Raw genomic sequence first — 24,016 nt, 5'->3', positions numbered from 1 at the left:
ACATGACCCCAGAGGTCGGAAGGAGACGAAAATGCTGAAGGTGTTCGTGCTAGGCGCAGTGTGCGCCTGCCTCGGTGCAGTGCGCTTGTCTGATGGCCTCTCGACCGACGCGTTCGACGCCGGCGGGTGCGTGGGTGAGCCAAATTGTGGCGTCATGCCTCTTCCCGTGCAGGCATCGGCCGACCGGGTCTTCGCTGCGTTGGCCGCGAATTGAGCCTTGTGCAGCCCGCGGGCATCTCGCAGCTGTAAAGTAACGGTTCCACCTGCCGCGGGAGCAGCGACGTGATCCATCGACTTCGTGAAGTCCTGCATTTCGTGGCCATATGCGTGCCCTGCCTGACGAGCGGTACGCAGCCATCGGCGGCCGGGGAGCAGTTCGACACCGCCGTCCGCTCCGTCGTGGCCGTGCGTTTTGAACATGCTCCGGGCGATTTCAGCGAAGGCATGGGCGTCTATGTCGGCGACGGCCGCATCTTCACCGTTGCCCATGTGCTCGGGAGCGTGAAGCCCTTGACGCCGGTGACCGTCCTGACGACGAACGACAGCGGCTACTACGGGACGAAGATCGATGCGGTTGTCGAGAAGGTACATCCGAAGATCGACGCTGCAGTCCTGCGCGTGGCTGAGCCGCGCGGCCTATTGCCGTTGCCGCCATGCAGGTCGGCGCGTTCCGGCGACCGCGTCAGCCTTGCACGGCTGAGTGAAGTCGAGCCGGAGCCGGGGAATGCACTCGGCGGCACCTTCTACGTGCTCGAGATCGAGGACCGCGCCTTCGTCGCGCTGCCCGGAATCGAGCATCCGGTGATCCTGGGGCGGGTGGAGCAGGGCTTTTCGGGCACGCCTGTCCTGAGCATGGAAGGCGAATGCTTTTATGGCATCGTCACCGGGAGCCTGGTGATGACGTCGCAGACGAAGGACCGCGTTCGCCGTTTCGAACGCGTAATGCTGCTCGACCCCGCGGTGCTGTCGGATTTCTAGCGAGGGGTGCGGCGTCCCTGACGCCGCCTTGCACAAGGATCCGGCAGCGCGTCGCAACCCGCGGCCCGCGCCGGCTTGGCAAGGTTATCAACACCCCTCTCCACAGCGCTGTCCCCAGCGAATGGGGATAACTTTGGCGATGGGACTATTTCTCCGCGAAGCAGTAGAACAGCCCGTCTCCGCCGGTGCTCTGCAAGGCCGCCTGATTGCAGCCGCCGCGGGTGGGATGGGAGGAGTTCCACGACGTAGACCACGGATGCGGAGTCGGTCCCGAATGGTCGTGATGGCCCAGCATGGCAGAGCCTTCCTCGCCGTTCTTCGTCCAGTTGCCGCAAGTCATGTCCTCGAATGGGGGGCTCGGCGGAAAGGCGGTGCCATCGGGCCGGGACCCCGTGAGCATGTCATGGCGATTCGGCTTTTCGGTCCGTCCGTTGACCATCTGGCCCTTCTCGTCCAGGGCGGTCTCCTTCGTCAGTCTGGACTTGGGCGAGTGGAGCTCCTCGACGTTCTTGGCGATCATGACGCCTTTCGCGTTGTACCAAGGGCCTTTGCCGATGCGGTCGCGCGCGTGGATTGCGCTCGCGTCGTCAAGCTTCGTGCCTTGGGTGCTCAGGTAGGCGCGCCACGTGTGCTTTCCCGCACCCGCGGCCGTGGCCAGTTCCTGGCAGTGCCGATCGGCGCCTTCGAGGCCGCCGAGATTGGCGCCGTCCCCCATGCCGACGCTCGTCACGAAGAACGACATGTCCTTGCCGCCCGCAATCACGCCGGTCGAGCCCAGCAGCAACGCGGCAACGAAGGCCCTTTTCCGTCTGTCCATGACACCCTCCTTCTTCTTGCTTGGTCGGGGAAAATTAGATGGATTCGAGGCCGATCGGTTCTGTCGCCTCCGGCCGGATCAGCGCTTCACTTCAAGCAGCTCGACGGCAAAGGTCAGCGTACTGTTCGGCGGAATAACGCCGGGAATGCCGCGATCTCCATATGCCGTTTGTGCCGGGCAGGTGATGCGTGCGGCGCTGCCGGGTTTCATGCGCTGCAGCGCTTCGGTCCAGCAGGGAATGACGCGATTGAGCGGAAACTCCGTGGGCGTGCCGCGGCTGTAGGAGCTGTCGAATTCCTTGCCGTCGCTTAGCGTGCCCTTGTAATGAACGCGGACCTTGTCCGTCGGGCCGGGAGGCGTGCCCGAGCCGTCGCGGCTAAATTCGATCGTGACGCCGGAGGGCAAGGTTTCGGTGGCGGGTCCCGCGGCCAGGACGGGCAATGCTGCGAGAGTAATCAGGGTGGCGGCGATGAGGCGCATGCAAGAGTCTCCAGTGGATGATCCGGGAGCGGATGTGCGCTCCGCGTGACGACTATAGCGAATATCCGCACGGCAATGCGGGGCCCGGGGCGAGACCACTTGTGACAAGGTTCATCGTGTGGGGCCGGTCGAGCGTAGCCGTCGCTGACGCTCATGGTATCGTATGCCGATACCATGAGCGTCAGCATGTTCTGCGTGCGGTGTTCGGGCACGATGAGGTCATGCTGCCGGAAACGGCTTTGTCGGAAGGTGACCTCAGGATATGAAAATCACACGCGATCTCGTTGCGTTGGTGGCGGGCCTGCTGCTGAGCGCGGCCGGGGGGCAGGCGGCCGAAGGGCGCTTGTCGCCGGAAGAGGTGCCGCAGCCGCTGCGGCCTTGGGTCGATTGGGCCCGCTTCAACGCTCCTCCGCCCGAGTGCCCGAAAGTGCCGGGCGCCTCGACTGAGGCGCAATGTGTTTGGCCTGCGGGACTCGATCTGCAGCTTGCCGCGGGTTCCGGCTCGTTTGCCCTTATGGTCGATGCCTTTGCCGACGGGGTGGTCGTCCTGCCCGGCGACAGCGACAGCTGGCCGCGCGAGGTGCGGATCGACGGGCAGTCTGCAGCGGTGGTCCCCGTCGATGGAAAGCCTGCGGTGCGCGTTGGCGCGGGGCATCGGGTCGTTACCGGGCGATTCGAATGGCGCCAGCCGCCGCTCAACCTGCTGTTGCCGCCGCAGGTGGCAAGGCTCTCCGTGAGCTTGGAGGGCGCGAAATTCGCGGGCCAACCGGACGCGGAAGGACGCTTGTGGCTGCGCGAAACCCAGGACAAGCAGGGTGCGGTCGATGCGCTTGCGGTCAGAGTGTTCCGGCAGTTCGTCGATGAAGTGCCGATGCAGTCGAGCGTACGTTACGAGCTGTCGGTCTCAGGACAGCCGCGCGAGCTTCGACTGCCGCGGGCGATGCTCGACGGCTTCGTGCCCTTGTCTCTGGAGTCAGACCTGCCGGCCCGCATCGAGGCGGACGGTAGTGTGAAGGTCCAGACGAGAGCGGGATCCTGGGCCGTGACCGTCAGTTCGCGCAAGATGAGTCCGACGACCGAGCTGAACCTGGCGGAGACGGCCGCCGAACAGGAAGTCTGGTCCTTCGCGCCGCACAACGAATTGCGCGTCGTGACCCTCGAGGGCGTGCCGGCGGTCGACCCGAAGTCGGTCGGGGTGCCGGCCGCTTGGGCGACGCTGCCCGCGTTCGTCGTGAAGCCGGGCGAGTCCTTGCGCATTACCGAGCGGCAGCGTGGCGACACCGGCGGCAGCGCGGACAGGCTGACCGTCAAGCGGACGCTTTGGCTGGATTTCGACGGCGGCGGCTATTCGGTGCAGGACAAAATCAGCGGGACGGTCGGCCGTAACTGGCGGCTTGATCTGCCCGAGGCCTTCGCGTTGGGCAGGGTGTCGATCAATGGCGTCGACCAGCCGCTGACCCGGAGTCCCGCGGGACGAGGAGTGGAACTGCGCGAAGCGGCGCTGGCGCTGGAAGCCGACAGCCGCATCGAATCGTCGGACAGGGAGCTTCCCGCGAGCGGCTGGAGCATTCCGCCGAGCGCCTGGTCTGCCGAACTCAATCTGCCGCCCGGCTGGCGCCTGATCCACGCATCCGGGGCCGACTCCGTGCGCGGCGAATGGCTGGCGTCCTGGACGCTGTGGGATCTCTTCGGGGTCCTCCTCATCGCGGCGGTGACGTTCCGCGTCGTCGGGTGGGGGACTGCGGCCATCCTGCTCAGCGGACTCGTGCTGACCTGGCACATGCCGCTCGCGCCGAAGTTCGCGTGGCTGGCGCTCGTCGTGCTGCAGGCCATTGCCCGTGCATTGCCCGATCAGGCGAGACTGCGGGGCTGGGCGACCCGGGGCAGTCTGGCGAGTGCCGTGCTGATCGCGATCCTGCTCCTGCCTTTCGCGGTGACGCAGGTGCGGCAGGCGATGTATCCCGCCCTGGAGATGAACTACGCGTATACGGCGAAGCACCAGTATGCCCCGCAGGCGGCGAAACCCGCGGCAGCTCCGGCACCGGCGGAGCTGGAAGGGAAGGCTGAGTCGGTGCTCAAGCGACGCAACGAAGTCGATGCGGCCGGCTCGCGGCTGGGTTCGAGTTCGGTCGACTACGGTGCTTACCGTCGCATCGATCCCAACGTGAAGGTGCAGACCGGACCGGGGATTCCGGATTGGCAATGGACCGTCGTGGCGATGTCCGCGCAAGGCCCCTTGGGGCCGGAGCAGGGACTGCGTCTGACGCTGCTGCCTCCCGCGGCTTCGGCGCTCTGGTCGCTGGCATCGATCGTGCTGTTGGCGATCGCGCTGTGGCGTTGCTGGCCGACCGATCTTGGGCGCCTTGGCGGGCTGGGGCAGCGACTGCGCGGGGTGCTGGGGCGCCGGGCCGCTGCCGTGCTCGTCGTGGTCGGAGCGCTGATGGGTAGCATGCCGGACGAAGCGCAAGCGCAGTCGGAGTTTCCCTCCGAAGCCTTGCTCCAGGAGCTGCGCGACCGGCTGCTCGCCCCGCCGGTGGCGCCCCCGTGCGCGCCCGCCTGTGCCGATCTCGCTGCACTGGACATCAAGGCGTCCGGGAACGCGATCACGCTGAAGCTCGAAATCCACGCCCAGGCCCGGACGCCGGTCGCACTGCCGAGCCCGGGCGCAAACCTGCGTCCGTCATCGGTACTCCTGGCCGGCAAGACGCCGCCGCTGTTCCGGGACGAAGCCGGGCGGATCTGGACCTCGGTCCAGGCCGGCATCAGCATCCTCGAACTAGTGATCCCTGCTCACGTCGATGACCTTCCCCTGCATCTGCCGATGGCGCCGCGTCGGCTCACAACCGAGCTCGACCGGTGGAGCCTCGCGGGGCTGGATGCGCGCGGACTGGCGACCGATACGCTGACGCTCTCACGCTTGCGTGAGGCGGCCGGACAGGGTCGGACCAGGGAATTCAACGGCGGCGCCGAACTGCCGCCGCTGGTCGAAGTCGAGCGTCACCTCGACCTCGGTCAGACCTGGACGCTAAGCACGACGGTACGCCGCCACGGCACCAGCGCCCTGCAGGCAAACGTGCGCATCCCGCTGCTGGAAGGGGAAGCCGTGACCGACCCGGGCGTCACGATCGATGGGGGCGAAGCCGTGTTCGACCTCGCACCGGGAGCCACGCGCAGTTTTGCAAGCGTGCTTGCTCCCGCCCAGGTCCTGAGCCTGCGAACCTCGACCTCTCCGGGCCAGATCGAGCGCTGGTCGGTCACTGCCACGCCGCTCTGGAATGTTCAGTCGTCGGGGCTGATGCCGATCGCCTGGACCGACGGCGCGCGGTGGCAGCCGCGCTGGCTGCCGTGGCCGGGGGAGACCGTCGAGCTGAAGGTGTCGCGGCCGGCGGTGATCGACGGGGCGACGCTGACGATCGACGACGTCAAGTTGGGCGCGAGAGTCGGGCAACGGTCGACAGACATGACCGCGTCCCTGCGGCTGCGCAGCAGCACCGGCGGAAATCATGTCGTCGGGCTGCCGGACGGCGCCGAGCTCTCGTCCGTGCGCATTGACGGCAGCGTGCAGCCCTTGCGTGCCGACGGGAACAAGCTGGCGCTCCCGGTGACGCCCGGCGAGCATTCGGTGCAGATCGACTGGCGCGACCGGGCGGCGATGGATGAGCATTACATTGCCCCGCAGCTCGACCTCGGAGCGCCCGCCGTCAATGCGAGCGTGACGCTTGCGGTGCCGCAGGATCGCGTGGTCCTCTTTACGCGCGGGCCGCTGGTCGGGCCGGCTGTTCTGCTGTGGGGCGTACTCGCGGTAGTGGTAGCCGTGGCATTGGTCCTGCCGCGCGTGCTGCCGACTCCGCTCGGCGTCACGGCATGGGTGCTGCTGGGGATCGGACTGGTGCAGGCTTCGGTCGAGGCGGCCTTCCTGATGGTGAGCTGGTTTGTGGTGTTGGTCGTCCGCCGCGCCTATCCGCCGGCGTCGCCCTGGCGCTTCAACCTGCTGCAGATCGCGATCCTGTTTCTGACGATGATGGCGGCCGGCGCCCTGTTCGACGCCCTGCGGCAGGGCTTGCTCGGTTACCCCGACATGCTCATCACCGGGAACGGTTCGAGTGCCTTCGAGCTCAACTGGTATCTCGACCGGCTCAAGTCCGTGACCCCCGTGGTCGAGGTCTACAGCATCCCCGTGTTCGCCTATCGACTGGCGATGCTCGTGTGGGCGCTCTGGCTCGCGGTTGCGATCACGCGCTGGGCACGGTGGGCGTGGGACTGCTACTCGGCGGGCGGCACCTACTGGCGGCCGCTCGACGGTCTGAGCCGGGCCGGCAAGAAGACCTCGGGCGCGATTGCGGCGTCGGTCGCCGAAGCGCCGCACAAGTCGGGAGACTGAGAGCTCGGCGACACGGAGGTAACGCAATGACGACCAGACCCGTTCCCGTCATCGCCATCCATGGCGGAGCCGGTTCGCGCGGCCCGGGGGAATTCGACCCGAACATCGAAACCGCCTACCGCGATGCCCTGGCGGAGGTCCTGCGCGCCGGACGGCAACTACTGGCCGACGGCGGCAACGCGCTTGATGCGGTCAGCCTGGCGGTGGACCTGCTGGAGGATTGCCCGCTCTTCAACGCCGGTCATGGTGCCGTGTTCACGCGCGACGGTACGCATGAGCTGGACGCCGCGGTCATGGACGGCGCGACGCTGCGGGCTGGTGCCGTGGCGTGTGTGAGCCGCATACGTCGTCCGCTCCGCGCCGCGCGCGCGGTGATGGAGCACAGCAAGCATGTGTTGCTCGTTGGCGCCGGTGCGGAGGCGTTTGCCGAGGCGTTCGGACTGGAGCTGGTCGAGCCGGAGTACTTCTCGACGGAGTTGCGGCGCGAGCAGCTGCGGCGAGCGCAGGCACCGGCGCTCCTCGTGCCGGGGCAAGGTGCGGCGGTGTCGCCGCTGGATGACGAGCTGAAACATGGCACCGTCGGCGCCGTCGCGCTCGACGCACGCGGCCATCTCGCCGCAGCGACCTCCACCGGCGGCGTGACGAACAAGCTGCCCGGTCGTGTCGGCGACTTGCCGCTGATCGGTGCCGGCACCTATGCCAATCGTGTCGCCGCCATCTCCTGCACGGGAACGGGGGAATACTTCATCCGCTATGCGGTCGCCCACGACGTGTGCGCGAGAATCGCCTACGGCGGTCTGACGCTGCAAGCGGCGACCGAGCATGTCGTGATGGAGGTCTTGCCTGCGATCGGCGGCGCGGGTGGCCTGATCGCCGTCGACGCCTACGGCAATGTCAGCCTGCCCTTCAACACCGAGGGCATGTATCGCGGCTACATGCGGGCCGACGATCCCGCGCCGTGGACGGCCTGTCTCGCCGACTAACCGCAGGCCCGGGGCTTCGACAAGGACGCGTCGAAGACCCTGACTTCGCCCCGGTTCTCCTTCGCCTTGTACATCGCGATGTCCGCGAAGCGCAGCAGCTGTTCCATGTTGCGGCAGTGGTCAGGATAGAAGGTGATGCCGACCGAGCCCGAGACCTCGACGACGACGCCGTCCAGATCGAAGGGGTGCTTCAGCGCTTCGAGGACGCGCGTGGGCACCTGCATGACGGGGTCGATGCGGTCGACATCGGTCAGGATCATCGCAAACTCGTCCCCGCCCAGCCGAGCCACGGTGTCGGAACGGCGGCCGCAGGCCACGAGCCGCTCTGCGACCTGCTTGAGGAGCAGGTCCCCTGCGTGGTGTCCGTACTGGTCGTTGACCGGCTTGAAGCGGTCCAGGTCGATGTACAGCAGCGCGACGTGATTGTGCCGCTCGTCCGCCGTTTGTAGCGCGGACTTGAGCTTCTGGTGGAAGAGCAGACGGTTCGCCAGGCCCGTGAGCGGGTCGTGGAAGGCCTGCTTCTGCATCATCTCTTCGAGGCGCTTGCGCTCGGTGATGTTCGTGAACACCGACACGACGCGATCGACGCGCCCGTCGTAGTTACGCACGGCGCTGATCGACAGCCATTCCGGGAAGACGCCGCCGCTGCGCGTGCGGCTCCACACCTCGCCTTCCCACCGACCGTGCTCCTCGACGGCCTGCCGGATCTCGCGGGTGAAGGTCTCATCGTGAGTGTCCGACGAAAACAGGAAGGCGTCGTCGCGGCCGGTCGCCTCGCCGGCCGGGAACTCGGTGATGCTCGTGAACGCCGGATTGACGGCGACGATCCGGTGTTCGCCGTCGGCGACCATGATGCCTTCGCTGACGCTGTCGAAGACGATGCTCGCGAGCCGTTGCGACTCCTCGGCATTCCGGCGCTCCGTGATATCGCGCAGCCATGCGACGATCTGCTTTTCGCCGCGGTCTTCCCAGGCGCCGAGCTTCACTTCGACCGGAAAGAGCGATCCGTCCTTGCGTCGGATGTTGCCTTCGACAGTCAGGGCGCCCCCGGCGGCGAGGCGGGCCCAGATGCCGGCGCCGGGTCGCGCCTCGCGATCGAGGTCCCAGATCCGCAGGTTGAGCAGTTCGTCCCGCGTGTAGCCGGTCTGCACCGTCGCCTGGTGATTGACGTCGACGATCCGTCCTTCGGTGTCGTGCAGAAGCAGGATGTCGCCGCCGTACTCAACGAGCCGGCGGGCGCGTTCGGATTCCAGTTGCTGGCGTACCGCGAGCTCTCCCGGCGCGAGATCGCGCATCATCACGAGCCAGCGTTCGTCGTCGGAACCGAGTCCGCGCATGCGCCGCGCGTGAAGTTCCACCCGCGATTGATCCTGTTGGCCGGTGAGGAACAGCGCGGTCGGAAGTTCGACCGAGGCCGCGCCTTGCATGCGCGCCGCCACATCCAGCGAGGGGTCGAGCTTGGCGTACCAGGGCGCGGCGTCACCCAGACGCACGCCCGTCACGCGCTCGGCGGCCTCGTTGGCGGCGACGATCCGTCCGTCTCGCTCGCAGAGCAAGGCCCCGCAGGGCATGTTCTCGATGAGCTTGGCGATATGGTCCGGCAGATCGCCGCCGGCGCCGATCTGACCTCGCCGCGCGACTGCGACGCGCAGGCGCTGGATGAGCTGCGACACATACAGGCCGGCATGGTCGATCAGCACGAGATCGGCCGCGCCGGCGAGAACGAAGTCGAGTCCCCTGTCCTCCTGGTCGTCCAGGACGATCACCGGACAGCTCACCTGCGACAGCGTCGTTTCGAACGCGCTCTGCGCCGACGGGGCGAAGTGCGCCGCCATATGGACGACGACCTCTGCCTTGCAGCGGGCACTCGCTGCCTTCACCGCGCGAACGTCATCGACGCGCTGCACCGGGAAACCCGCATTCGACAGCGCGGCCATGCGCTGCGACTGCGGATCGGTATCGACGAGCAGGACGCGCGGCAGCGGGCGGGCGGTCCGATCAGTCACGGGGCGGCTCCCCGTAGTCGATCACCGGTCCGATCGGCACCAGGCCGGACGGATTGATGTGCGGGTGGCTGACGAAGTAGTGCTGGACGATGTGGTCGAGGCGGATCGTCGGCTGGATCGCCGGATGGTGGTAGAGCCGGCGCAGGAAGCGCCACAGGTTCGGATAGTCCCAGATGTGCTTGAGCGAGCACTTGAAATGGACGTAGTAGACCGGATCGAAGCGCAGCAAGGTCGTGAAGAGCGCGATGTCCGCTTCGGTCAGCGTGTCCCCGCACAGCCATCGCCGGCGTCCGAGCACGTCGTCCCAATGTTGCAGGGCCGCGAACAAGCCACGCGCAGCTTCTTCGTAGGCTGCCTGGGATTGCGCGAAGCCCGCGCGATAGACGCCGTTGTTGACGGGCTCGTACAAGGCGTCGATCACCGCCTCGATCTCGTCCTGCATTCCCGGCGGACAAAGATCGATGTCCGCATTCCGGGCATAGGGCCGGAACACCCGCCCGAACATGCGGACGATCTCGCGCGATTCGTTGTTGACGATGCGTTTGGTGACCGTGTCGAGGAGCACGGGCACCGTCACCCTTCCATTGCAGCCCGGTTCGGCACGCGCATACACCTGCCACAGGGCCTCGGCGCCGAACACCGGCTCGGGAGAGATCCGGCCAGCGTCGTCCTTGAACTCCCAGCTCTGCTCGAGCATGTGCGGGTGGACGACCGACACCGGAATCGCCGACTCGAGGCCCAGCAGGGCGCGGGCGATCAGCGTTCGATGCGCCCACGGACAGGCGTAGCTGACGTACAGCCGATAGCGCCCTTCTTCCAGCGGGAAGTCGTCGTCGCCCACCTTGGAGCGGAACAAGGTCTTCTGCCGCTCGAAGCGCCCGGCCCCATCGGCCTTGTAGGGGCGGACTTCCCAGCGGCCATCGATCAGGATGCCGGATGCCATGCGCTGCCTTTTGAGACGGTCAGGGGATGGAGACGAAGGGCGTGTCTTTCAGCATCCCCTTGAAGCCTTCGAGCGCTTCGCTGACCCTGGGCCACGAGGGTAAGGCGCGCATCGATTCATACCAGCGATTGAGGTTGGGGTATTGAGTCAGATCGACCCGGATCAGTTCACCCGCCGACAGGATGCCGGCGCCGAAATAGTCGGCGATCGTGAGCTTGTCACCCGCAAGATGCCGACGGCTGGCGAGTACGGAGTCGAGATAGGCCAAGCCGTTGCGCACGCGTTCCTGCCCCCAGTGCACGGTGCACTGTTGCGCCGCGTCCGAGTCGCGCTTGTGATGCGGGAAGAGCTGCGGGTAGATGAGGTTGTAGCCCCAGTCGCGGTAAAAGTCGGAATTCAGGTAGTCGACCATTTCGTCGACGCGCGCCCGTTCCCGCAGGTCCGTCGGGTACGCGGCGGAGCCGGTCTTGGCGGCCAGATACCGTAGGATGGCTGCGCTTTCCGACACGATGAAGCCATCATCTTCGAGCGCCGGGACGAGGCGCTTCGGGTTCACGGAAGGAAAGGAACCGGACAGGTGGGCGCCGGAGAGGATGTCCACGACTTCGGGTTTCAGCTCGATCCCTTCCTCGGCTGCGAAGAGCAGAACGATACGCGACGTGGTCGATGCTGGATGGAAATAGAGCTTCACTTGACCTCCCGAAATGTTCGGCTATCGATGTCGAAAAATGACCTTTTGGAGTGTGCGAGTATCCGGCGCGGCCTCGCCTAGGTCAATTGGCCTATCGTACCGTCCGTCATTACCGGGCCGCGTCGGGCGGGTCACCATTTTTCATTTGTTCACCTTCGCCTTCAGTAATAGGTCCCCGCGTAACCGCGATAAGGATTTCCGTACACGCGTCGCCCCGCCGCGCGGTGCTCGTCCATGAAGCGCTCGATGTGCTCGGGGGTGGCGCCCTTCAGCATTTCCTTCACTTCGCGATTGGGAAGCAACTGCAGATAGCGCACCGGCCTTCCAGCTACGGCAGCGCCTTCGGCCAGGTCGACCGGAATTTCGGTGGGATCGAGGAAGAGCGCTTCGCCGAGCTCCGAATCGTAATGGCGCTCAACGCGCTTCGCGGAATCGAGGATGCCTTCCATGACGTCCCCGAGCGTGCGTCCGCTCATCTTCGCTTGCCATGCCGCGCGCTGGAAAAGCAGTTCGTGCGGGGCGACGCCGGGGCAGGCGCCCTGGTAGGCGGCGGTCAGGCAGTGATCGGCGGCCGCGAGCAGGCGCTGCGTCACGTCGGGCTCCATTTCCAGCAGCCGCAGCACCTGTCCGACCGAGGACCCCTCCATGTAGGCTTCGGGACCCTTGTCGTAGCCGGCGTCGCCCGGATGATGGTGATCGACGCGCCACTCCGGATCGTGGCCCAGGACCGTGCATTCGACGAACACTGCCGGCGCCTTGGGGAGCAGGACGGCGGGCATCGCTTGTCCCGTCCGCGACATCCGTATGACGCCATCCGCGTCGTAGGCGGTACGCGCGAGGCAGCGTTCCCCCTGCCTCGCCGCGTGGACGAACGGGCGCTTGGTGCGTCGCAGGCAGCGCTCGATCTCCCGCATCTCGGGATCCTGCGCGCCCAGAACGAACGTCCACTCCTTGTCTACCATGCGAATCTCCTGCGGCATTTCGTTCAGCGCAACGGCCAGGGGAATACTGTACCGGCACATCGAGGCCGACGGCGCTGTGTTAGCATCCGCGCGGCTTCTGGAGCCCTTTTCGCATGCCTTTGCCTTCATCCTGGATGTCTGTCCTCGCCGAGCTGCGTCTCGACGCCGTGGTCGCGCAACGCGTCTCGAGCATCGAGGCGGAACTCGCCGCACGCGAGGCGGCCGGTAGCGTGGTGCTGCCGGCGTCGATCGATCGCTACCGCGCGCTCGATCTGGTGCAGCCTGGCGAGGTGCGCGTTTGCATCGCCGGGCAGGATCCCTATCACGGCATTTCGACCGTGGCCGGCGGCCAGCAGATGGCCGAAGCGATGGGCCTTTCGTTTTCGGTCCCGCAAGGCGTGCGGATTCCGCCGTCGCTGCGCAACATCTACAAGGAACTCGCGGCAGACCTCGGCGGTGAGATCCGTTCCTCCGGCGACCTCACGGGCTGGGCGCAACAGGGCGTGTTGTTGTTGAACACGATTCTGTCGGTCGAGCTCGACAAGCCGAAATCGCATCACAAGCTTGGATGGGATCTCGTCACCGGTGCGCTGCTGCGGGCGCTTTCGGCGACGCAGTCGGGCATCGTCTTCATCCTCTGGGGCAAGCCGGCCCAGGCTTTGGGTGAGCACATCGTCGGGGACGGCCATACGGTGATCCAGTCGAGCCATCCTTCGCCGATCGGCGGGGCCTGCAACAAGGGCTTCTTCGGCTCGCGGCCGTTCTCGCGGGCCAACCAGGCGCTGGTTCAGGCAGGTCGGTGCCCGATCGATTGGTGACCCCTCCCGCGGCTCAATCCGGGATTTCGGGCTCGACAAGCCGTGCGAGGTGGTCGAGCGACTCCTGCCAGCCGAGGTAGCAAAACTCCGTCGGAATCGCCTCGGGAATGCCTTCCTGCACGACGTTCATTTCCGTGCCGCAAGCGACCGCACGTAGCGTGACCGTCGTGACCATCTCGCCGGGCAGTTTGGTGTCGTCGAACTTGTCGGTGTAGCGGATGCGCTCGTCCGGCATCAGTTCCAGATAGGTGCCGCCGAAGGAATGGCCGTTGCCGGTGCTGAAGTTCCTGAAGGCCATCCTGAACGTGCCGCCAACCTTGGCATCCAGCTGGTCGACCTTGCAGGTGAAGCCGTTGGGGGGCAGCCAGCGGGCGAGCGCTTCGGCGTCGAGGAAGGCGCGGTAGATCTTCTCGGGTTTGGCGCGCATCACGCGGTGCAGGCGGACGGTTCCGGTAGGCATGGTCTCTCCTCTGGTGTGTCGGGATAGTCGAAGGGCGATGTTGCGGACTAGGGAAGCGTCCTCACTTCGTCGCTCGCTCTCAGGTATTTGCACTCGGGGTGTTCGTAATACTTCGGCCGTTCACACTCGGTCTTCATGCAGCGGTACAGCGAGAACTGGGTGCGCGCTCCGCACAGCACCCGCGGATTGTTCTGCTCCTTCTTGTCGAGCTTGGTCAACGTGTTGTCGAGCCTGGTCAGCGGCGGCGACCGGTCCGCGGGCGCTTCTTCGACTGCGGCGGCTTCCCTTGGAGGGGGTGCAGGGGGCGCGGGTTCCGCTGTGGCGGGGGCGGGCGGCGGCGACTCGGCCGCGGGGCCGGATGCCGGCGGTGCAGGCTGCTGGGCCGGCAGCTCTGCGGGAGGTGCCGTGGCGGGCGGCACCGATGGAGTCCGGGGTGTGGCGGGGTGGCCCAGTTCGGCGCTCGCCGTGCTGAAGCGTTGCATCACTTTCGCGTGGCGGTACTCGGACCACATCATCCAGCCGCCGGCCCCGACGGCGATGAGTGCGACCGCTGCGCCGCCGATCAGCACCGTCTGGCGCCAGCCGCCCGCTTTCGCGTCGCGTCGCGAAGAATGAGGTCGGCCGAATCCGTTCGGATCGGGTTCGAGAGCGGACTCGAACGCGGCCCACAAGGCCGGATCGTGGGCGTCGTCGGTGCCGGGCGGGGTTTGAGCGCTGGGCGACCCGACGTCGGGCTGGGCTTCCCGCGCCGGCTCCGCCCGCGGTCCCGGTTCTTGCGGCGACCATGGCTCCGGGCGTTGCCGGAAAGAGCCGTCCACTTTTCCGGCGTCCTGGGGTGGCGGGACGTCCTGGTGGAACGAGCCGGGCTGCTGCCCGCCCGGCTGATGCGCGACCTGAGCCTCGTGCGGTGGTGTCGCCTCGACGGGAGACGTCGCGACGGGCTCCGCGACCCCGCGGCCGCCGAGCAGGATGCGCCTGAACTCGGCCACGCTCTGCGGCCGCTCCTGCGGCCTGACGCTGAGGGCTCGCTCGATCGCCGAAACCAGGGCGACGCTGTAGTTGAGCTGGGGGAAGTTGCGTCCGAGGCGGTCGACGATCTGGGATAGGGGCTCCAGTTGGTCGTCCAGCGCGCGCACCGTGGAGGCCACGGGCGGGTAGCCGCTGACGCAGTAGTAGGCGACTGCGGCGAGCGCGTAGAGATCGGTCCAAGGCCCTTGGCGCAGCTGTGCCGATTCGGCGTACTGCTCGATGGGCGCGAAGCCCGGGTTGAGGACGACGCTTGTCCCCTGCTTGCCCTCGCCAATAACGTGGAGCGCGCCGGAATCGAGCAGCACCGGGCGGCCGTCGGGCTGCAGCAGGATGTGCTCGGGCGAGATGTCCCAGTGATAGCACGAGGCGCCGTGCAGCACATCGAGCGCGTCGAGCAGTGGCAACAACAGGCCGCGCAGCCAGGCTTCATCAGGCGCGTGCGCCATGGACTGGCGCGCGACGTCGACCGTGACCCCCTCGTAATGGGGCATCGCCATATAAGCGGTGCGGTTGGCTTCCCAGAAGCGATACACGCGCATCAGGGCCGGATGATCGAAACGCGCCAGCAGCTTGGCCTCGGTGACGAAGGACTCGAGGCCCGCGCCAAAGCTTTTCGCGTACCCGTCGGAACGCAGCATTACTGCCATGTCCCGGCCGCGGGCCGCCAAGGCGGCGGGCAAGTACTCCTTGATGGCGACCTGACGTCCGAGGCCGTGGTCCATGGCCAGATAGACGATGCCCGATCGCCCCTCGCCGAGGACGGACAGGAGCTCGTACTCGGCGAAGCGGGTACCGGGCGGCAAGGCGTCCCGACTCGGGTCGACCCGGCGCTGGGTCGGTTCCTCTGCGGGGCGAGAACCGTTGAAGGGAGGGAGATCGGAAGGAGAAGGTCGACTCATGGTGCAATCGGCGAGACCGGCGGTCTGCGGGACTGCGCTGAGCCCGAATCGGACTATTGTCGCCGCGAACCTATCCGCCGGCGGAGGCCAGAAGAAATTGACACGCTGCAGCAAGGGTACGCGGCTCGACTGGAATGCGTGAGATTTTTAACTTTTCTCACAAATTCCGGGCACGCGACGGCGGCTCCCGCCCAGGTCGGGCGGGAGCTCGACAGGGTCTTTACTGTAGCGCGCGCTCGAAGTCGGCGATCAGGTCTGCTTCGTCTTCCAGACCCACCGAGACGCGGATCAAGCCTTCGGCGATGCCCATAGCCGCGCGTGCAACCGGCCCTGCCTCCCAGAAAATCGTCGGCGCGACCGGGATGATCAAGGTGCGGGTGTCACCCAGGCCGGTGGCCTTGATCGGCAGGGCGAGGCGGTTGAGGACGTCGACCATCGACGACGGGTCCCGCAATTCGAAGCTCAGCAGCCACGAACCGGCGGCGAAGAGGTCCTTGGCGCGCTCGTGTTGCGCGTGTGACGGCAGGAAGGGGTAATGCACCGCGTCGACTTTCGGATGCCGTTCGAGCCACTGCGCGAGCGCGAGGGCCGTATTGCTGCTCTGCTTCACGCGCAGCGGCAGGGTCTCGCTGCCGATGCTGATGCGATGCGCCTGGTCCGACGACAGCGTGGCGCCCATGTCGCGCAGGCCTTTCTTGCGGATCTGCTGCAGTCCCCAGGCTTTGGGATCGCCTTTGCGATAGGACGCGAAGATGTTCGGGTAGGGCGTCCAGTCGAAGAGCCCGGTGTCCGTCACGGCGCCCCCGAGGGCCTCGCCGTGGCCGGCGATGGTCTTGGTGAGCGAATTGATCACGAGGCTCGCGCCGACCACGCGCGGCCGGAAGAGCGCCGGGGAGGTGATCGTGTTGTCGACGACATAGAGGAGTCCGCGCTCACGGCACAGCTCGCCGATCGCCGCGAGGTCAGCGACCTGGGTGCGCGGGTTGGCGATGGTCTCGACGAACACCATTCGCGTTTCCGGCCGGATCGCGGCGGCGACGGCTTCGACGGAACAGGCGTCGACCTTGTCGACGGCGATCCCCAGGCCCTCAATCGTGCCAAGGAGGCTGTTGGTGTTGCCGAAGATGAAGCGGCTCGCCACGAGGTGGTCGCCCGCGCGCAGCAGCGTGAGCAAGGTCGCTGCGATCGCGCCCATGCCGGTCGAGAAGCAGATCGTCCCCGCGCCGTTCTCCAGCGCTGTGATCTTGGCTTCGAGTGCAGCGGTGGTCGGCGTGCCTTGGCGGGCGTACTGGTAGCCGCCCTTGTAGGTGCCCTGGAAGGCTCCGATCAGGTCCTCGACGCGGTCGAAGCCGTATTGCACCGAGGTGTGGATCGGTTTGTGGATTCCTCCGTGTTCGACGCCGAAGCGACGATCGGAATGGACGTTGTCAGTGCTGAAAGCACGAGTGTCTGCGGGTGATTTCATCGTTCAAGGATATAACAGCCGGGCCCGAACGGCGCGGCCTTGCGGTCTCTTTGAAAGGTTCCGAGTCCGTCACTGCTCCGCGAGCGCGGCTTCGTCCGGCGCGCTCTTGTTCACGGGCGAAGCGTTGGCGGTCGTCGTGATCCGGGCCGCCTGTTGCTGCTTCTTCGCGAACTTTTCGGCGGCGATCGCGAGTGCGTCGAGGGCACCGCCGTGATGGAGCCACGCTTCGACCCATTGCGGTTTGCGGCCCCGTCCGGACCAGGCGAGATCCTGTTTCGACGGATGGCGGTACTTCACCGGTACAGGCGCCTTTTTCTCGGTCGTGCGGCCGGGGTCCGCTTTCATCGGCGGCAGTGCCGCGGCGTCGCCCAGCACTTCCTCCAGCGACCAGCCATACTCGCTGGCCATGCGGGTGAGTTTTTTCAACATTGCCGCTTTGGCGTCCGACTGACGCCGCGCAATCTCTTTCTCGATGCGTGCGTCGAGTTGTTTCAGCTGCGGGAGCGTGTAGGTTCCGAGGTCAGTCTTCATAAGCCGTGGATTATATGGGGGCACAGCTTGAATGATGCCACCGCTGGTGCACGAGCGGTGGCGGAATTGGCAACAACTTGAGCGCGCTTCTCGGACTGACCGTCAGATTCTGACACTTTCGACGCAGCGGAGCGGAAGAAGGGCGTCGCCGCTGATCGATAAATAGGTCCGCCGGGTTGATAGTCTCGGTGCAAATGCGTCCGATTAGTGGATTGGCGGCAACAGTCTTTTGCGGCGCAGCGTCTTAAAGCCAGCGCGCGTTTCGGGCCTAATTCGATCATCAGCAATCCGCCCCTGTAGGTGATACCGATGAAGAGATTCTTACTGCTGCTTTCCGCGTTGCTTTTCCTCATGCCCGCGGTGCATGCGGCCGACGCCGCGAAGGCGCCCGATGCGCTGGTGCGCGAGGTCAGTGACGATGTGCTGACGATCGTCCGCAAGGACCGGTCGATCCAGTCGGGCGACACGCGCAAGGTCGCCAACCTGGTCGAAGACAAGGTGCTGCCGCACTTCAACTTCCGTCGCATCACGATGCTCGCGGTCGGCAAGGACTGGCGCGGTGCGACCCCCGAGCAGCAGGACAAGCTGGTCGAAGCCTTCCGCTCGCTCCTCGTGCGCACGTATTCGAACGCGCTGACGCAGTATCGCGACCAGATCATCCAGTACAAGCCTGCGAGATTCGCCGAGGCCGACACGACGGTGCGCGTGCAGACGGAGGTCCGCCAAGCGGGTGCGCAGCCGATCAGCATCGACTACTCACTCGAGAAGACGGCCGACGGCTGGAAGGTGTTCGACGTGGTCGTGGCTGGCGTCAGCCTCGTCACCAATTATCGCGGCAGCTTCGCTCGCGAGGTCCAGACGGGCGGCATCGACGGTTTGATCCGTTCGCTCGAACAGAAGAACCGGGATGTGGAAGTCGCCTCGACGCGTTGAGCCGCGGACGCGGAGCAAGGCCAATCGCGCCAACGTAGCGTCGGCTCCAGATCAACTGGAGAAACAGGAAGAGCGGACGCCGAGCCCCGCCGGCCGGCAGTCCTTCCGCGGAGGAGCCGTCTCGCTGCGCAACAGCCCCAGCGTCTCCCGGATGACTTCGTCGGGCGGCACGTCGGCGACGAAGGAGGCGACGTGCGTGCAGCCGCGCTGCGTCGTGTTGGCCCCGCACTCGGGGCAGGTGACTCGCCACGAGATCAGGGGACGATGGCGGCTGCGGCTTCCCGCACCGGCGTTGATGAGGTTGCCGCTCCAGTAGATGCCGACGCTTGCGGTGCCGACGGCGTGGGCGAGGTGGAGCGGTCCGGAATCGTTGGCGACGATCAGCGCGGCGTTCGCCAGCACACCGGTGAGGCGGGACAGGGTGCAGTCGGCCCCGAGGTCGATGAAGGGGGAGTGCATGCGCTCCTTGAGGACATCGAGGAGCAGCCGTTCGTCGTCGATCGCCTCTACCGCAACAACAGCGCCCGCTTCGACGAGCGCGTCGCCCACCGCGGCAAAGTTCGCGATCGGCCAGCGCCGCCGCGAATCCGATGCGCCGACGTGCAGCACGACGAGAGGCTGTGCGGCGGGAAGATAAGGCCGCGCCGCGACATGATCCGCCTGCGTCACGGCAATCCGGGCTTCCCACCCGGCCGGACGAGCGCCGGCCAGAGCGACGACCTCGATATAGCGGAAGGTCTCGGGCTGGTAGTCGATGTAGAGAACCGAGAAATCGAGGGCGGCGGCATCCGGCGAGCGTGGCCCGAAGGTATGGCGCGCGCCCAGTTGCTGGATGAAGGCATTCGACCAGCGCCCTGCGTCGTGAAGCTGAAACGCAAGGTCGAAAGCCTCCCTGCGCATCGCGCCGAGGAACGATGCCAGCTCCTGCGCATCCTCGTCGGCGTCGGCGGGCGCGGTGACACCGCGGGCCGTCGGCAATTCGACCACGCGATCGACTGGGCCGGGTCGCCCCGTCAGATAGTCGCTGTGCCAGCGCTGTCCGAGCAGGACGATCTCGGCGGCCGGAAAGCGTAGTCGCAGCGCGTCGAGGGCTGGCAGAGAGAGGATGTAATCGCCGATGCCGTTGGCGCGCAGCACCGCGATCTTGCGAACTGTGCCGGGATTGATCATCGAATCAGCCTGCACCGGCCTCCTTCCAGACCCGCTCGGCGGTGGAGTCTGGATTTGCGGCACGCCCACTGAGGCCGGTGTCTATCCTATTCGGTTATCCGGCGAGTGGCGCGCTCGAGTCATTCCGGACCTGATGCGCGTCGGTCTTCCGGAACGGAGAAATTCGATTGTTCGGCATGACGGGCCTCCTGTGGAAAGACAACCCGAAGAAACGTCGTAGTCGGTCCGCCTGCACATTTCGTTCCCGGGAATCGGAGTCGTACGAAGTTTGATTGGGGGCCTGCGCCAGTAAAGTCGTTGGCTGACCGGTAAGAACTGCCGGCCGTGCCGGATTTCCGCCCCACTGAATCAGGGCCAATCTTTGATACATGCGGCGGACTTCCCGGCCACTAGAATCGGCGTCATTCCAGTTCCGGAGTCATTGCAGGAAGCCACATGGACATCGATCCCAGCGAAGTCATCGAAAGGGCAGCGCGCGCCCAGGAAATCCAGGACGCCAAGGCGAAGCGGCTCAACGCGGTCGTTGCCGTGACGGTGGCCATCATTGCGACCTTCATGGGCATCTGCAAGGTCAAGGACGACAACATCGTTCAGGCGATGCAGCAGGCGCAGGCCGACAAGATCGACCACTGGAGTTACTTCCAGGCGAAGAACATCCGCGCCGACCTCGCGGCCGCGACGACAGTCCAGCTGGATCTCGCCAAGGAAGGCGCGGCGCCGGGCGCGGCTGCGAAATACGACAAGGCCATCGCCGATTACCGCGAACGGCACGACCGCGAGGTGCGCGAACGCGACGCGCTCAAGCTTCAGGCCGAGCACGATCAGCAGACCTACGATCGCTTGAACTACCGCGACGACCAGTTCGACCTCTCGGACGCCCTGCTCGCCATTGCCATCGCGCTGCTCGCGGTCACGGCGCTCACCGGATTCTGGGCGCTCTACTGGGTCGGACTGCTGCCGATCGGTTGCGGCGTCCTGATGGGGTTGGCCGGCTTGTTCGAACTGCCGATCCACCCGGACACCTTGGTGCGCCTGCTGTCCTGACCACCGAGTTGATCCCTCAGCGCCGGCATCGGCACGGCCGTCGCGCAGATCCCGGGAGGTTCGCTCGACCCGAATTCGATCACGAAATTCGTGACGCCGCTGCTGATTCCCCCCCGTCATGCCCAAGGCCGGGCGGCTGGTGCTGCCGGGCGGCCGGGTCGGGGCCTACTACGAGATCTCCGTACGCCAGTTCCGGCAGCAGATCCTCCCCGCGGGACTGCCCATGACGGCCAGATCCTGCAGTTCCGCGTCGTCCTGGCCCTGGCCGCGGACCCGACCACGCCGCCACAGTTTCTGGTGCTGCCGCCCATCGTCCCGCTGCCGGCAGCCGATAGGACGCGCCGCTTGGCGCTTCTCGAAGAGATGTCGAAGTACTTCGCGGATGCCCCGGCCGAAGCCCTGCTCGGCATCGTGGTCGGCAATCCCGCCGAAGCGCCCGCCACGTGCGAGCCACTCCTCTGGGTGGACGACGTCACCGAGAACCCGGCGGCGGGCACCACCGAAGTCTGGGAGATCTACAATACGACCGCCGACGCGCACCCGATCCATGTGCATGAGATCGCCTTCGAGGTCGTCGACCGGCAGGCCATCGTCTTCGACGAAGCGACGCGCCAAGTCAGTCTGGCCGTCGGGTCGGCACCGCGGGCCCGCGAAGCCTGGGAAACCGGCGTGAAGGACACGGTGATTTCCTACCCCGGCGAAGTCACGCGCATTCGCGGGCGCTTCTCCAATCCGGGGCAGTTCGTCTGGCACTGCCACATCGTCGAACACGAGGACAACGAAATGATGCGGCCTTTCCGCATCGGCCCGGAGCAACCCGGTCAGCCGTGAGGTGGGTGCATCGTTGCCAGCGCGCTGACCTGGCTGATCGCCGGAAAGCGCTCCCGGATCTTGACCGCGACGAACTCGCTCAGCGTCTGGTCGGCCTGCCCGCAGCCGTGGCAGCTCCCGCCGAACTTGAGCAGCGCCGTGTCGCCGCGCTCGATGCCGTGCAGCACGACCGACCCCTGATGGTCGGCGAGATGCGGATTGATCTCGGTTTCGAGGAAGTGGCTGAGCTGCAGTTCGAGAGGCGCATCGGGCGGCGGCGCGACGGAGTGCTTGATGTGCGGCGCGACGAGCTTCAGTTGTCGGCCGCCCATCGACTTGTGGCAGGTGATGCGCGCCTCCCGCAGGTAAGACGCATGGGCCGGGTCGAACCACAACGGCAGGCCGTCGATCGCCAGTCGCGTCTCCTGCGGATGTTCGCCGCGGCGCGCGTAGCCGAGCCCCGCATGCGCGAGCGAAGTGCCCGGATGCAGGACGTAGAGGCGAACGCCGGCGCAGTCTGCGCCCTGCTTTGCGAGCATCTGCTTCAGGTGGTCCGAGGCTGCCGGATCGATAGCGATATCGAGTGCGATGTCGTCGTTCATGGCGCGGCTCCCGTTCGTGTCACTCGGCTTCGTCGAGGAAGTTCTTCACCAGCTGCAGGAAGCGCGCGCCGTGCTCGATCTGCGTCCAGTGGCCGCAGCGGCCGAAGACGTGGAGCTGGGCGCGGTCGATCTTGGCCGCGAGCCTGAGCGAGACGTCGAGCGGAACGACGCGGTCGTCGCGGCCGTGGATCACGAGTATCTCGTGGGGCAGGGCGGCAAGGTCCTCGTCGGACATGACCTGCGCGTCGACCCAGCGCTGGCGCGGCGCCGGGAAGACCTTCTCGAAGCGCTCCTGCACGCCGGGCCGGGCGGTCGCACGGTAGCGCATCTCGGCGAGCTCGTCGGTCACGATCGAACGATCAAAAGCCATGATGTCGAGGATGCGCTTCATGTTGTCGAGCGAAGGCGTATAGCCCCATAGCGCGTCGAGCTCGGGCGTGAACTCGAAGGGCTGGCCGCCGCTGCCCATCAGCACGATGCGGCGGAAGCGCTGCGGGTGGCGGATCGCCAGCGCCAGGCTCAGCGTGCCGCCGAAGGAGTTGCCGATCAGGTCGGTCTTTTCGATGTCGAGTGCGTCGAGGAGGCCGATGATCTGCTCGACCCAGGTGTCCATGAGGCGGAATTCGATGTCCGCGGGAGCCTCGGTGTAGCCGAAGCCGACCAGGTCGGGGGCGATGACGCGGTGCTTGGTCGCGAGCTCGGGAATCGCGCCGCGCCAGTTCGCCCAGGCCGTGACGCCGGCGCCGGAGCCGTGCAGCAGCATGACGGGAAAGCCCCTGCCTTGGTCATGATAGTTCGTCGTGATGCTGCCGATCGTGATGCGATGGGCGATTTCGGGATTGCGGTCCATGTCGGGGTCTCCTGTCCTTCTCTCTCTGTTTTGGTGCTTGCGTGAGTGAAGATTATTGTTCGGGTAGATGTACTGTCAACTAAAATTCAATAGAAAATACATCGAAAAACATGGCATAATGCGCCCATGGCAGGAAACAGCATCGGCAAACTCTTTAGGGTGACGTCCTTCGGCGAGAGTCACGGCCCAGCGATCGGATGCGTCGTCGATGGCTGCCCCCCGGGACTCCCGATCGATGTTCGCGTCGTCCAGCGTGCGCTGGACCGGCGCCGGCCGCGCGTGGTCGGCGCCGTGAGTCAGCGCAGCGAGCCGGACGCCGTCGAAATCCTGTCGGGCGTCTTCGACGGACGCTCAACCGGTCAGCCGATCGCGCTGCTGATCCGCAACCGCGACGTGCGCTGGCTCGACTACAGCCGCATCGACCAGCTCTTCCGGCCCGGTCATGCCGAATACACCTACTGGCACAAGTACGGCATCAACGACCACCGCGGCGGAGGCCGTGCATCGGCGCGGGAAACGGCGGTGCGGGTTGCGGCCGGCGCGATCGCGTCGTCGTGGCTCGGCGCAGGCCACGGGATCTCCGTCAGCGCGTGGTTGAGCCGCATCGGCACGCTGGAGCTGCCTTTCCGCGACGCGTCCGATCTAGCAGCGAGCCCGCGCTTCGTTGCCGATGCTCGGCTCGAGCCGAGCGTGGAGGCCCTGTTGGCGGACTATCGCGACAGCGGCGATTCGGTCGGCGCCGAGGTCGCGATCGCGATCCGGCTGCCGGCGCCGCTTGCCGAGCGGGCGGGCGATTGGGGGCACGACTGGCAGGGCCTTCTCGGGCATGCGCTGATGGGCGTCAACGCGGTGAAGGCCGTCGAGTTCGACGAAGCGGAGGACGCCTTGCAGATACGGGTCGCCGTCAAGCCGACGCCGAGCGTGCATCTGCCGCGGCGCACGATCGACAAGGCGGGGCGTCCGGCGGTGCTGATGACGCGCGGCAAACGCGATCCCTGCATCGGGATTCGAGCCGTTCCGGTGCTCGAGGCGATGGTATGGCTGAGCCTCGCGGACATGGTGCTGCGCGAGCGGGCGGTGCATGCCGGCGCACTGACAGGCGGGGACTAAGTCGTTACCATTGGCCGGCGCGATCGGCGTTCGACAGAGTCTGAAATCAGGAAT

The 24,016-nt window shown here is 66.3% G+C and carries 22 protein-coding genes; 9 read left to right on the top strand and 13 right to left on the bottom strand.

From position 1 onward, the window contains the following. Positions 1-31 precede the first annotated feature (31 nt). Both VJ673_RS09940 and VJ673_RS09935 read left to right on the top strand, forming a co-directional pair. Positions 32-214, top strand: a complete 183-nt coding sequence (locus tag VJ673_RS09940) for a hypothetical protein (protein ID WP_324125929.1) — start codon at positions 32-34, stop codon at positions 212-214. A gap of 68 nt (positions 215-282) precedes the next feature. Further along, the gene (locus VJ673_RS09935; protein ID WP_324125928.1) at positions 283-978 is read left to right on the top strand and encodes a S1 family peptidase; all 696 of its coding nucleotides are present in this window, start codon (positions 283-285) and stop codon (positions 976-978) included. A 145-nt stretch (positions 979-1,123) separates the two neighbouring features. Here VJ673_RS09935 and VJ673_RS09930 read toward each other — a convergent pair whose 3' ends face one another. Both VJ673_RS09930 and VJ673_RS09925 read right to left on the bottom strand, forming a co-directional pair. Then, complete coding sequence (locus VJ673_RS09930; RefSeq protein ID WP_324125927.1) at positions 1,124-1,795, bottom strand: hypothetical protein; 672 nt, start codon at positions 1,793-1,795, stop codon at positions 1,124-1,126. A gap of 78 nt (positions 1,796-1,873) precedes the next feature. Continuing rightward, positions 1,874-2,275 (bottom strand): FKBP-type peptidyl-prolyl cis-trans isomerase, encoded by a 402-nt coding sequence (locus tag VJ673_RS09925; RefSeq protein ID WP_324125926.1) that lies wholly within the window; start codon positions 2,273-2,275, stop codon positions 1,874-1,876. Between the two features lie 262 nt (positions 2,276-2,537). Between VJ673_RS09925 and VJ673_RS09920 the strand changes: the two genes are divergently transcribed. Both VJ673_RS09920 and VJ673_RS09915 read left to right on the top strand, forming a co-directional pair. Next, entirely contained in the window at positions 2,538-6,656 is a 4,119-nt protein-coding gene (locus VJ673_RS09920; protein ID WP_324125925.1) for a hypothetical protein, read from the top strand. A 26-nt stretch (positions 6,657-6,682) separates the two neighbouring features. Next, positions 6,683-7,639: an isoaspartyl peptidase/L-asparaginase family protein gene (locus VJ673_RS09915; RefSeq protein WP_324125924.1), complete on the top strand. Its 957-nt coding sequence runs from the start codon at positions 6,683-6,685 to the stop codon at positions 7,637-7,639. On the opposite strand, the gene VJ673_RS09910 is transcribed toward VJ673_RS09915, so the two are convergent. The 4 genes from VJ673_RS09910 to VJ673_RS09895 form a co-directional block, all read right to left on the bottom strand. Beyond that, positions 7,636-9,645 (bottom strand): diguanylate cyclase domain-containing protein, encoded by a 2,010-nt coding sequence (locus VJ673_RS09910; protein WP_324125923.1) that lies wholly within the window; start codon positions 9,643-9,645, stop codon positions 7,636-7,638. The two genes, VJ673_RS09915 and VJ673_RS09910, sit on opposite strands and share 4 nt — an antisense overlap. Further along, the gene (locus VJ673_RS09905) at positions 9,638-10,588 is read right to left on the bottom strand and encodes a glutathione S-transferase family protein (protein ID WP_324125922.1); all 951 of its coding nucleotides are present in this window, start codon (positions 10,586-10,588) and stop codon (positions 9,638-9,640) included. Before VJ673_RS09905 ends, VJ673_RS09910 begins: the two co-directional genes overlap by 8 nt. Positions 10,589-10,607: 19 nt before the next feature. Beyond that, on the bottom strand, positions 10,608-11,279 hold the full coding sequence (locus VJ673_RS09900; RefSeq protein ID WP_324125921.1) for a glutathione S-transferase family protein: 672 nt from the start codon (positions 11,277-11,279) through the stop codon (positions 10,608-10,610). 161 nt (positions 11,280-11,440) lie between these two features. Further along, positions 11,441-12,241 (bottom strand): TetR family transcriptional regulator, encoded by an 801-nt coding sequence (locus VJ673_RS09895; protein WP_324125919.1) that lies wholly within the window; start codon positions 12,239-12,241, stop codon positions 11,441-11,443. A 113-nt stretch (positions 12,242-12,354) separates the two neighbouring features. Between VJ673_RS09895 and ung the strand changes: the two genes are divergently transcribed. After that, a complete protein-coding gene (ung, locus tag VJ673_RS09890; RefSeq protein WP_324125918.1) occupies positions 12,355-13,059 on the top strand; it encodes a uracil-DNA glycosylase in 705 nt (234 codons plus the stop codon). A gap of 13 nt (positions 13,060-13,072) precedes the next feature. Here ung and VJ673_RS09885 read toward each other — a convergent pair whose 3' ends face one another. The 4 genes from VJ673_RS09885 to VJ673_RS09870 all read right to left on the bottom strand — a co-directional run bounded on the left by VJ673_RS09885 (position 13,073) and on the right by VJ673_RS09870 (position 17,443). Then, complete coding sequence (locus VJ673_RS09885) at positions 13,073-13,519, bottom strand: SRPBCC family protein (protein WP_324125917.1); 447 nt, start codon at positions 13,517-13,519, stop codon at positions 13,073-13,075. Positions 13,520-13,566: 47 nt separating this feature from the next. Next, positions 13,567-15,351, bottom strand: coding sequence for a serine/threonine protein kinase (locus VJ673_RS09880; RefSeq protein ID WP_324125916.1), 1,785 nt, complete (start codon positions 15,349-15,351; stop codon positions 13,567-13,569). A gap of 316 nt (positions 15,352-15,667) precedes the next feature. Continuing rightward, on the bottom strand, positions 15,668-16,912 hold the full coding sequence (locus VJ673_RS09875) for a cystathionine gamma-synthase family protein (protein ID WP_324125915.1): 1,245 nt from the start codon (positions 16,910-16,912) through the stop codon (positions 15,668-15,670). A gap of 69 nt (positions 16,913-16,981) precedes the next feature. Beyond that, positions 16,982-17,443, bottom strand: a complete 462-nt coding sequence (locus tag VJ673_RS09870) for an H-NS histone family protein (RefSeq protein WP_324125914.1) — start codon at positions 17,441-17,443, stop codon at positions 16,982-16,984. A 309-nt stretch (positions 17,444-17,752) separates the two neighbouring features. Between VJ673_RS09870 and VJ673_RS09865 the strand changes: the two genes are divergently transcribed. Next, positions 17,753-18,376: an MlaC/ttg2D family ABC transporter substrate-binding protein gene (locus tag VJ673_RS09865; RefSeq protein WP_324125913.1), complete on the top strand. Its 624-nt coding sequence runs from the start codon at positions 17,753-17,755 to the stop codon at positions 18,374-18,376. Positions 18,377-18,427: 51 nt separating this feature from the next. Here VJ673_RS09865 and VJ673_RS09860 read toward each other — a convergent pair whose 3' ends face one another. Next, complete coding sequence (locus VJ673_RS09860; RefSeq protein ID WP_324125912.1) at positions 18,428-19,561, bottom strand: glycosyltransferase family 9 protein; 1,134 nt, start codon at positions 19,559-19,561, stop codon at positions 18,428-18,430. 420 nt (positions 19,562-19,981) lie between these two features. On the opposite strand from VJ673_RS09860, the gene VJ673_RS09855 reads away from it, so the two are divergent. Beyond that, the gene (locus VJ673_RS09855; protein WP_324125911.1) at positions 19,982-20,590 is read left to right on the top strand and encodes a DUF4337 domain-containing protein; all 609 of its coding nucleotides are present in this window, start codon (positions 19,982-19,984) and stop codon (positions 20,588-20,590) included. 345 nt (positions 20,591-20,935) lie between these two features. Then, on the top strand, positions 20,936-21,421 hold the full coding sequence (locus VJ673_RS09850; RefSeq protein WP_324125910.1) for a multicopper oxidase domain-containing protein: 486 nt from the start codon (positions 20,936-20,938) through the stop codon (positions 21,419-21,421). Here VJ673_RS09850 and VJ673_RS09845 read toward each other — a convergent pair. Together VJ673_RS09845 and VJ673_RS09840 are read right to left on the bottom strand one after the other, a co-directional pair. Then, positions 21,412-22,002: a NifU family protein gene (locus VJ673_RS09845; protein WP_324125908.1), complete on the bottom strand. Its 591-nt coding sequence runs from the start codon at positions 22,000-22,002 to the stop codon at positions 21,412-21,414. The two genes, VJ673_RS09850 and VJ673_RS09845, sit on opposite strands and share 10 nt — an antisense overlap. Before the next feature lie 19 nt (positions 22,003-22,021). After that, a complete protein-coding gene (locus tag VJ673_RS09840; RefSeq protein ID WP_324125907.1) occupies positions 22,022-22,852 on the bottom strand; it encodes an alpha/beta fold hydrolase in 831 nt (276 codons plus the stop codon). Between the two features lie 126 nt (positions 22,853-22,978). Between VJ673_RS09840 and aroC the strand changes: the two genes are divergently transcribed. Continuing rightward, complete coding sequence (aroC, locus tag VJ673_RS09835) at positions 22,979-23,962, top strand: chorismate synthase (protein ID WP_324125906.1); 984 nt, start codon at positions 22,979-22,981, stop codon at positions 23,960-23,962. Positions 23,963-24,016 lie beyond the last annotated feature (54 nt).

This window comes from Aromatoleum sp., assembly GCF_035254505.1.
GTDB lineage: Bacteria > Pseudomonadota > Gammaproteobacteria > Burkholderiales > Rhodocyclaceae > Aromatoleum.
This window is presented reverse-complemented; position numbering and strand designations above follow the sequence as displayed.

Excerpts from the sequence above, each read along its gene's own strand:
- VJ673_RS09940 (WP_324125929.1), top strand. The coding sequence starts at position 32 with ATGCTGAAGGTGTTCGTGCTAGGCGCAGTGTGCGCCTGCCTCGGTGCA.
- VJ673_RS09930 (WP_324125927.1), bottom strand. The coding sequence starts at position 1,795 with ATGGACAGACGGAAAAGGGCCTTCGTTGCCGCGTTGCTGCTGGGCTCG.
- VJ673_RS09925 (WP_324125926.1), bottom strand. The coding sequence starts at position 2,275 with ATGCGCCTCATCGCCGCCACCCTGATTACTCTCGCAGCATTGCCCGTC.
- VJ673_RS09920 (WP_324125925.1), top strand. The coding sequence starts at position 2,538 with ATGAAAATCACACGCGATCTCGTTGCGTTGGTGGCGGGCCTGCTGCTG.
- VJ673_RS09915 (WP_324125924.1), top strand. The coding sequence starts at position 6,683 with ATGACGACCAGACCCGTTCCCGTCATCGCCATCCATGGCGGAGCCGGT.
- VJ673_RS09905 (WP_324125922.1), bottom strand. The coding sequence starts at position 10,588 with ATGGCATCCGGCATCCTGATCGATGGCCGCTGGGAAGTCCGCCCCTAC.
- VJ673_RS09895 (WP_324125919.1), bottom strand. The coding sequence starts at position 12,241 with ATGGTAGACAAGGAGTGGACGTTCGTTCTGGGCGCGCAGGATCCCGAG.
- ung (WP_324125918.1), top strand. The coding sequence starts at position 12,355 with ATGCCTTTGCCTTCATCCTGGATGTCTGTCCTCGCCGAGCTGCGTCTC.
- VJ673_RS09885 (WP_324125917.1), bottom strand. The coding sequence starts at position 13,519 with ATGCCTACCGGAACCGTCCGCCTGCACCGCGTGATGCGCGCCAAACCC.
- VJ673_RS09875 (WP_324125915.1), bottom strand. The coding sequence starts at position 16,912 with ATGAAATCACCCGCAGACACTCGTGCTTTCAGCACTGACAACGTCCAT.
- VJ673_RS09870 (WP_324125914.1), bottom strand. The coding sequence starts at position 17,443 with ATGAAGACTGACCTCGGAACCTACACGCTCCCGCAGCTGAAACAACTC.
- VJ673_RS09865 (WP_324125913.1), top strand. The coding sequence starts at position 17,753 with ATGAAGAGATTCTTACTGCTGCTTTCCGCGTTGCTTTTCCTCATGCCC.
- VJ673_RS09855 (WP_324125911.1), top strand. The coding sequence starts at position 19,982 with ATGGACATCGATCCCAGCGAAGTCATCGAAAGGGCAGCGCGCGCCCAG.
- VJ673_RS09845 (WP_324125908.1), bottom strand. The coding sequence starts at position 22,002 with ATGAACGACGACATCGCACTCGATATCGCTATCGATCCGGCAGCCTCG.
- VJ673_RS09840 (WP_324125907.1), bottom strand. The coding sequence starts at position 22,852 with ATGGACCGCAATCCCGAAATCGCCCATCGCATCACGATCGGCAGCATC.
- aroC (WP_324125906.1), top strand. The coding sequence starts at position 22,979 with ATGGCAGGAAACAGCATCGGCAAACTCTTTAGGGTGACGTCCTTCGGC.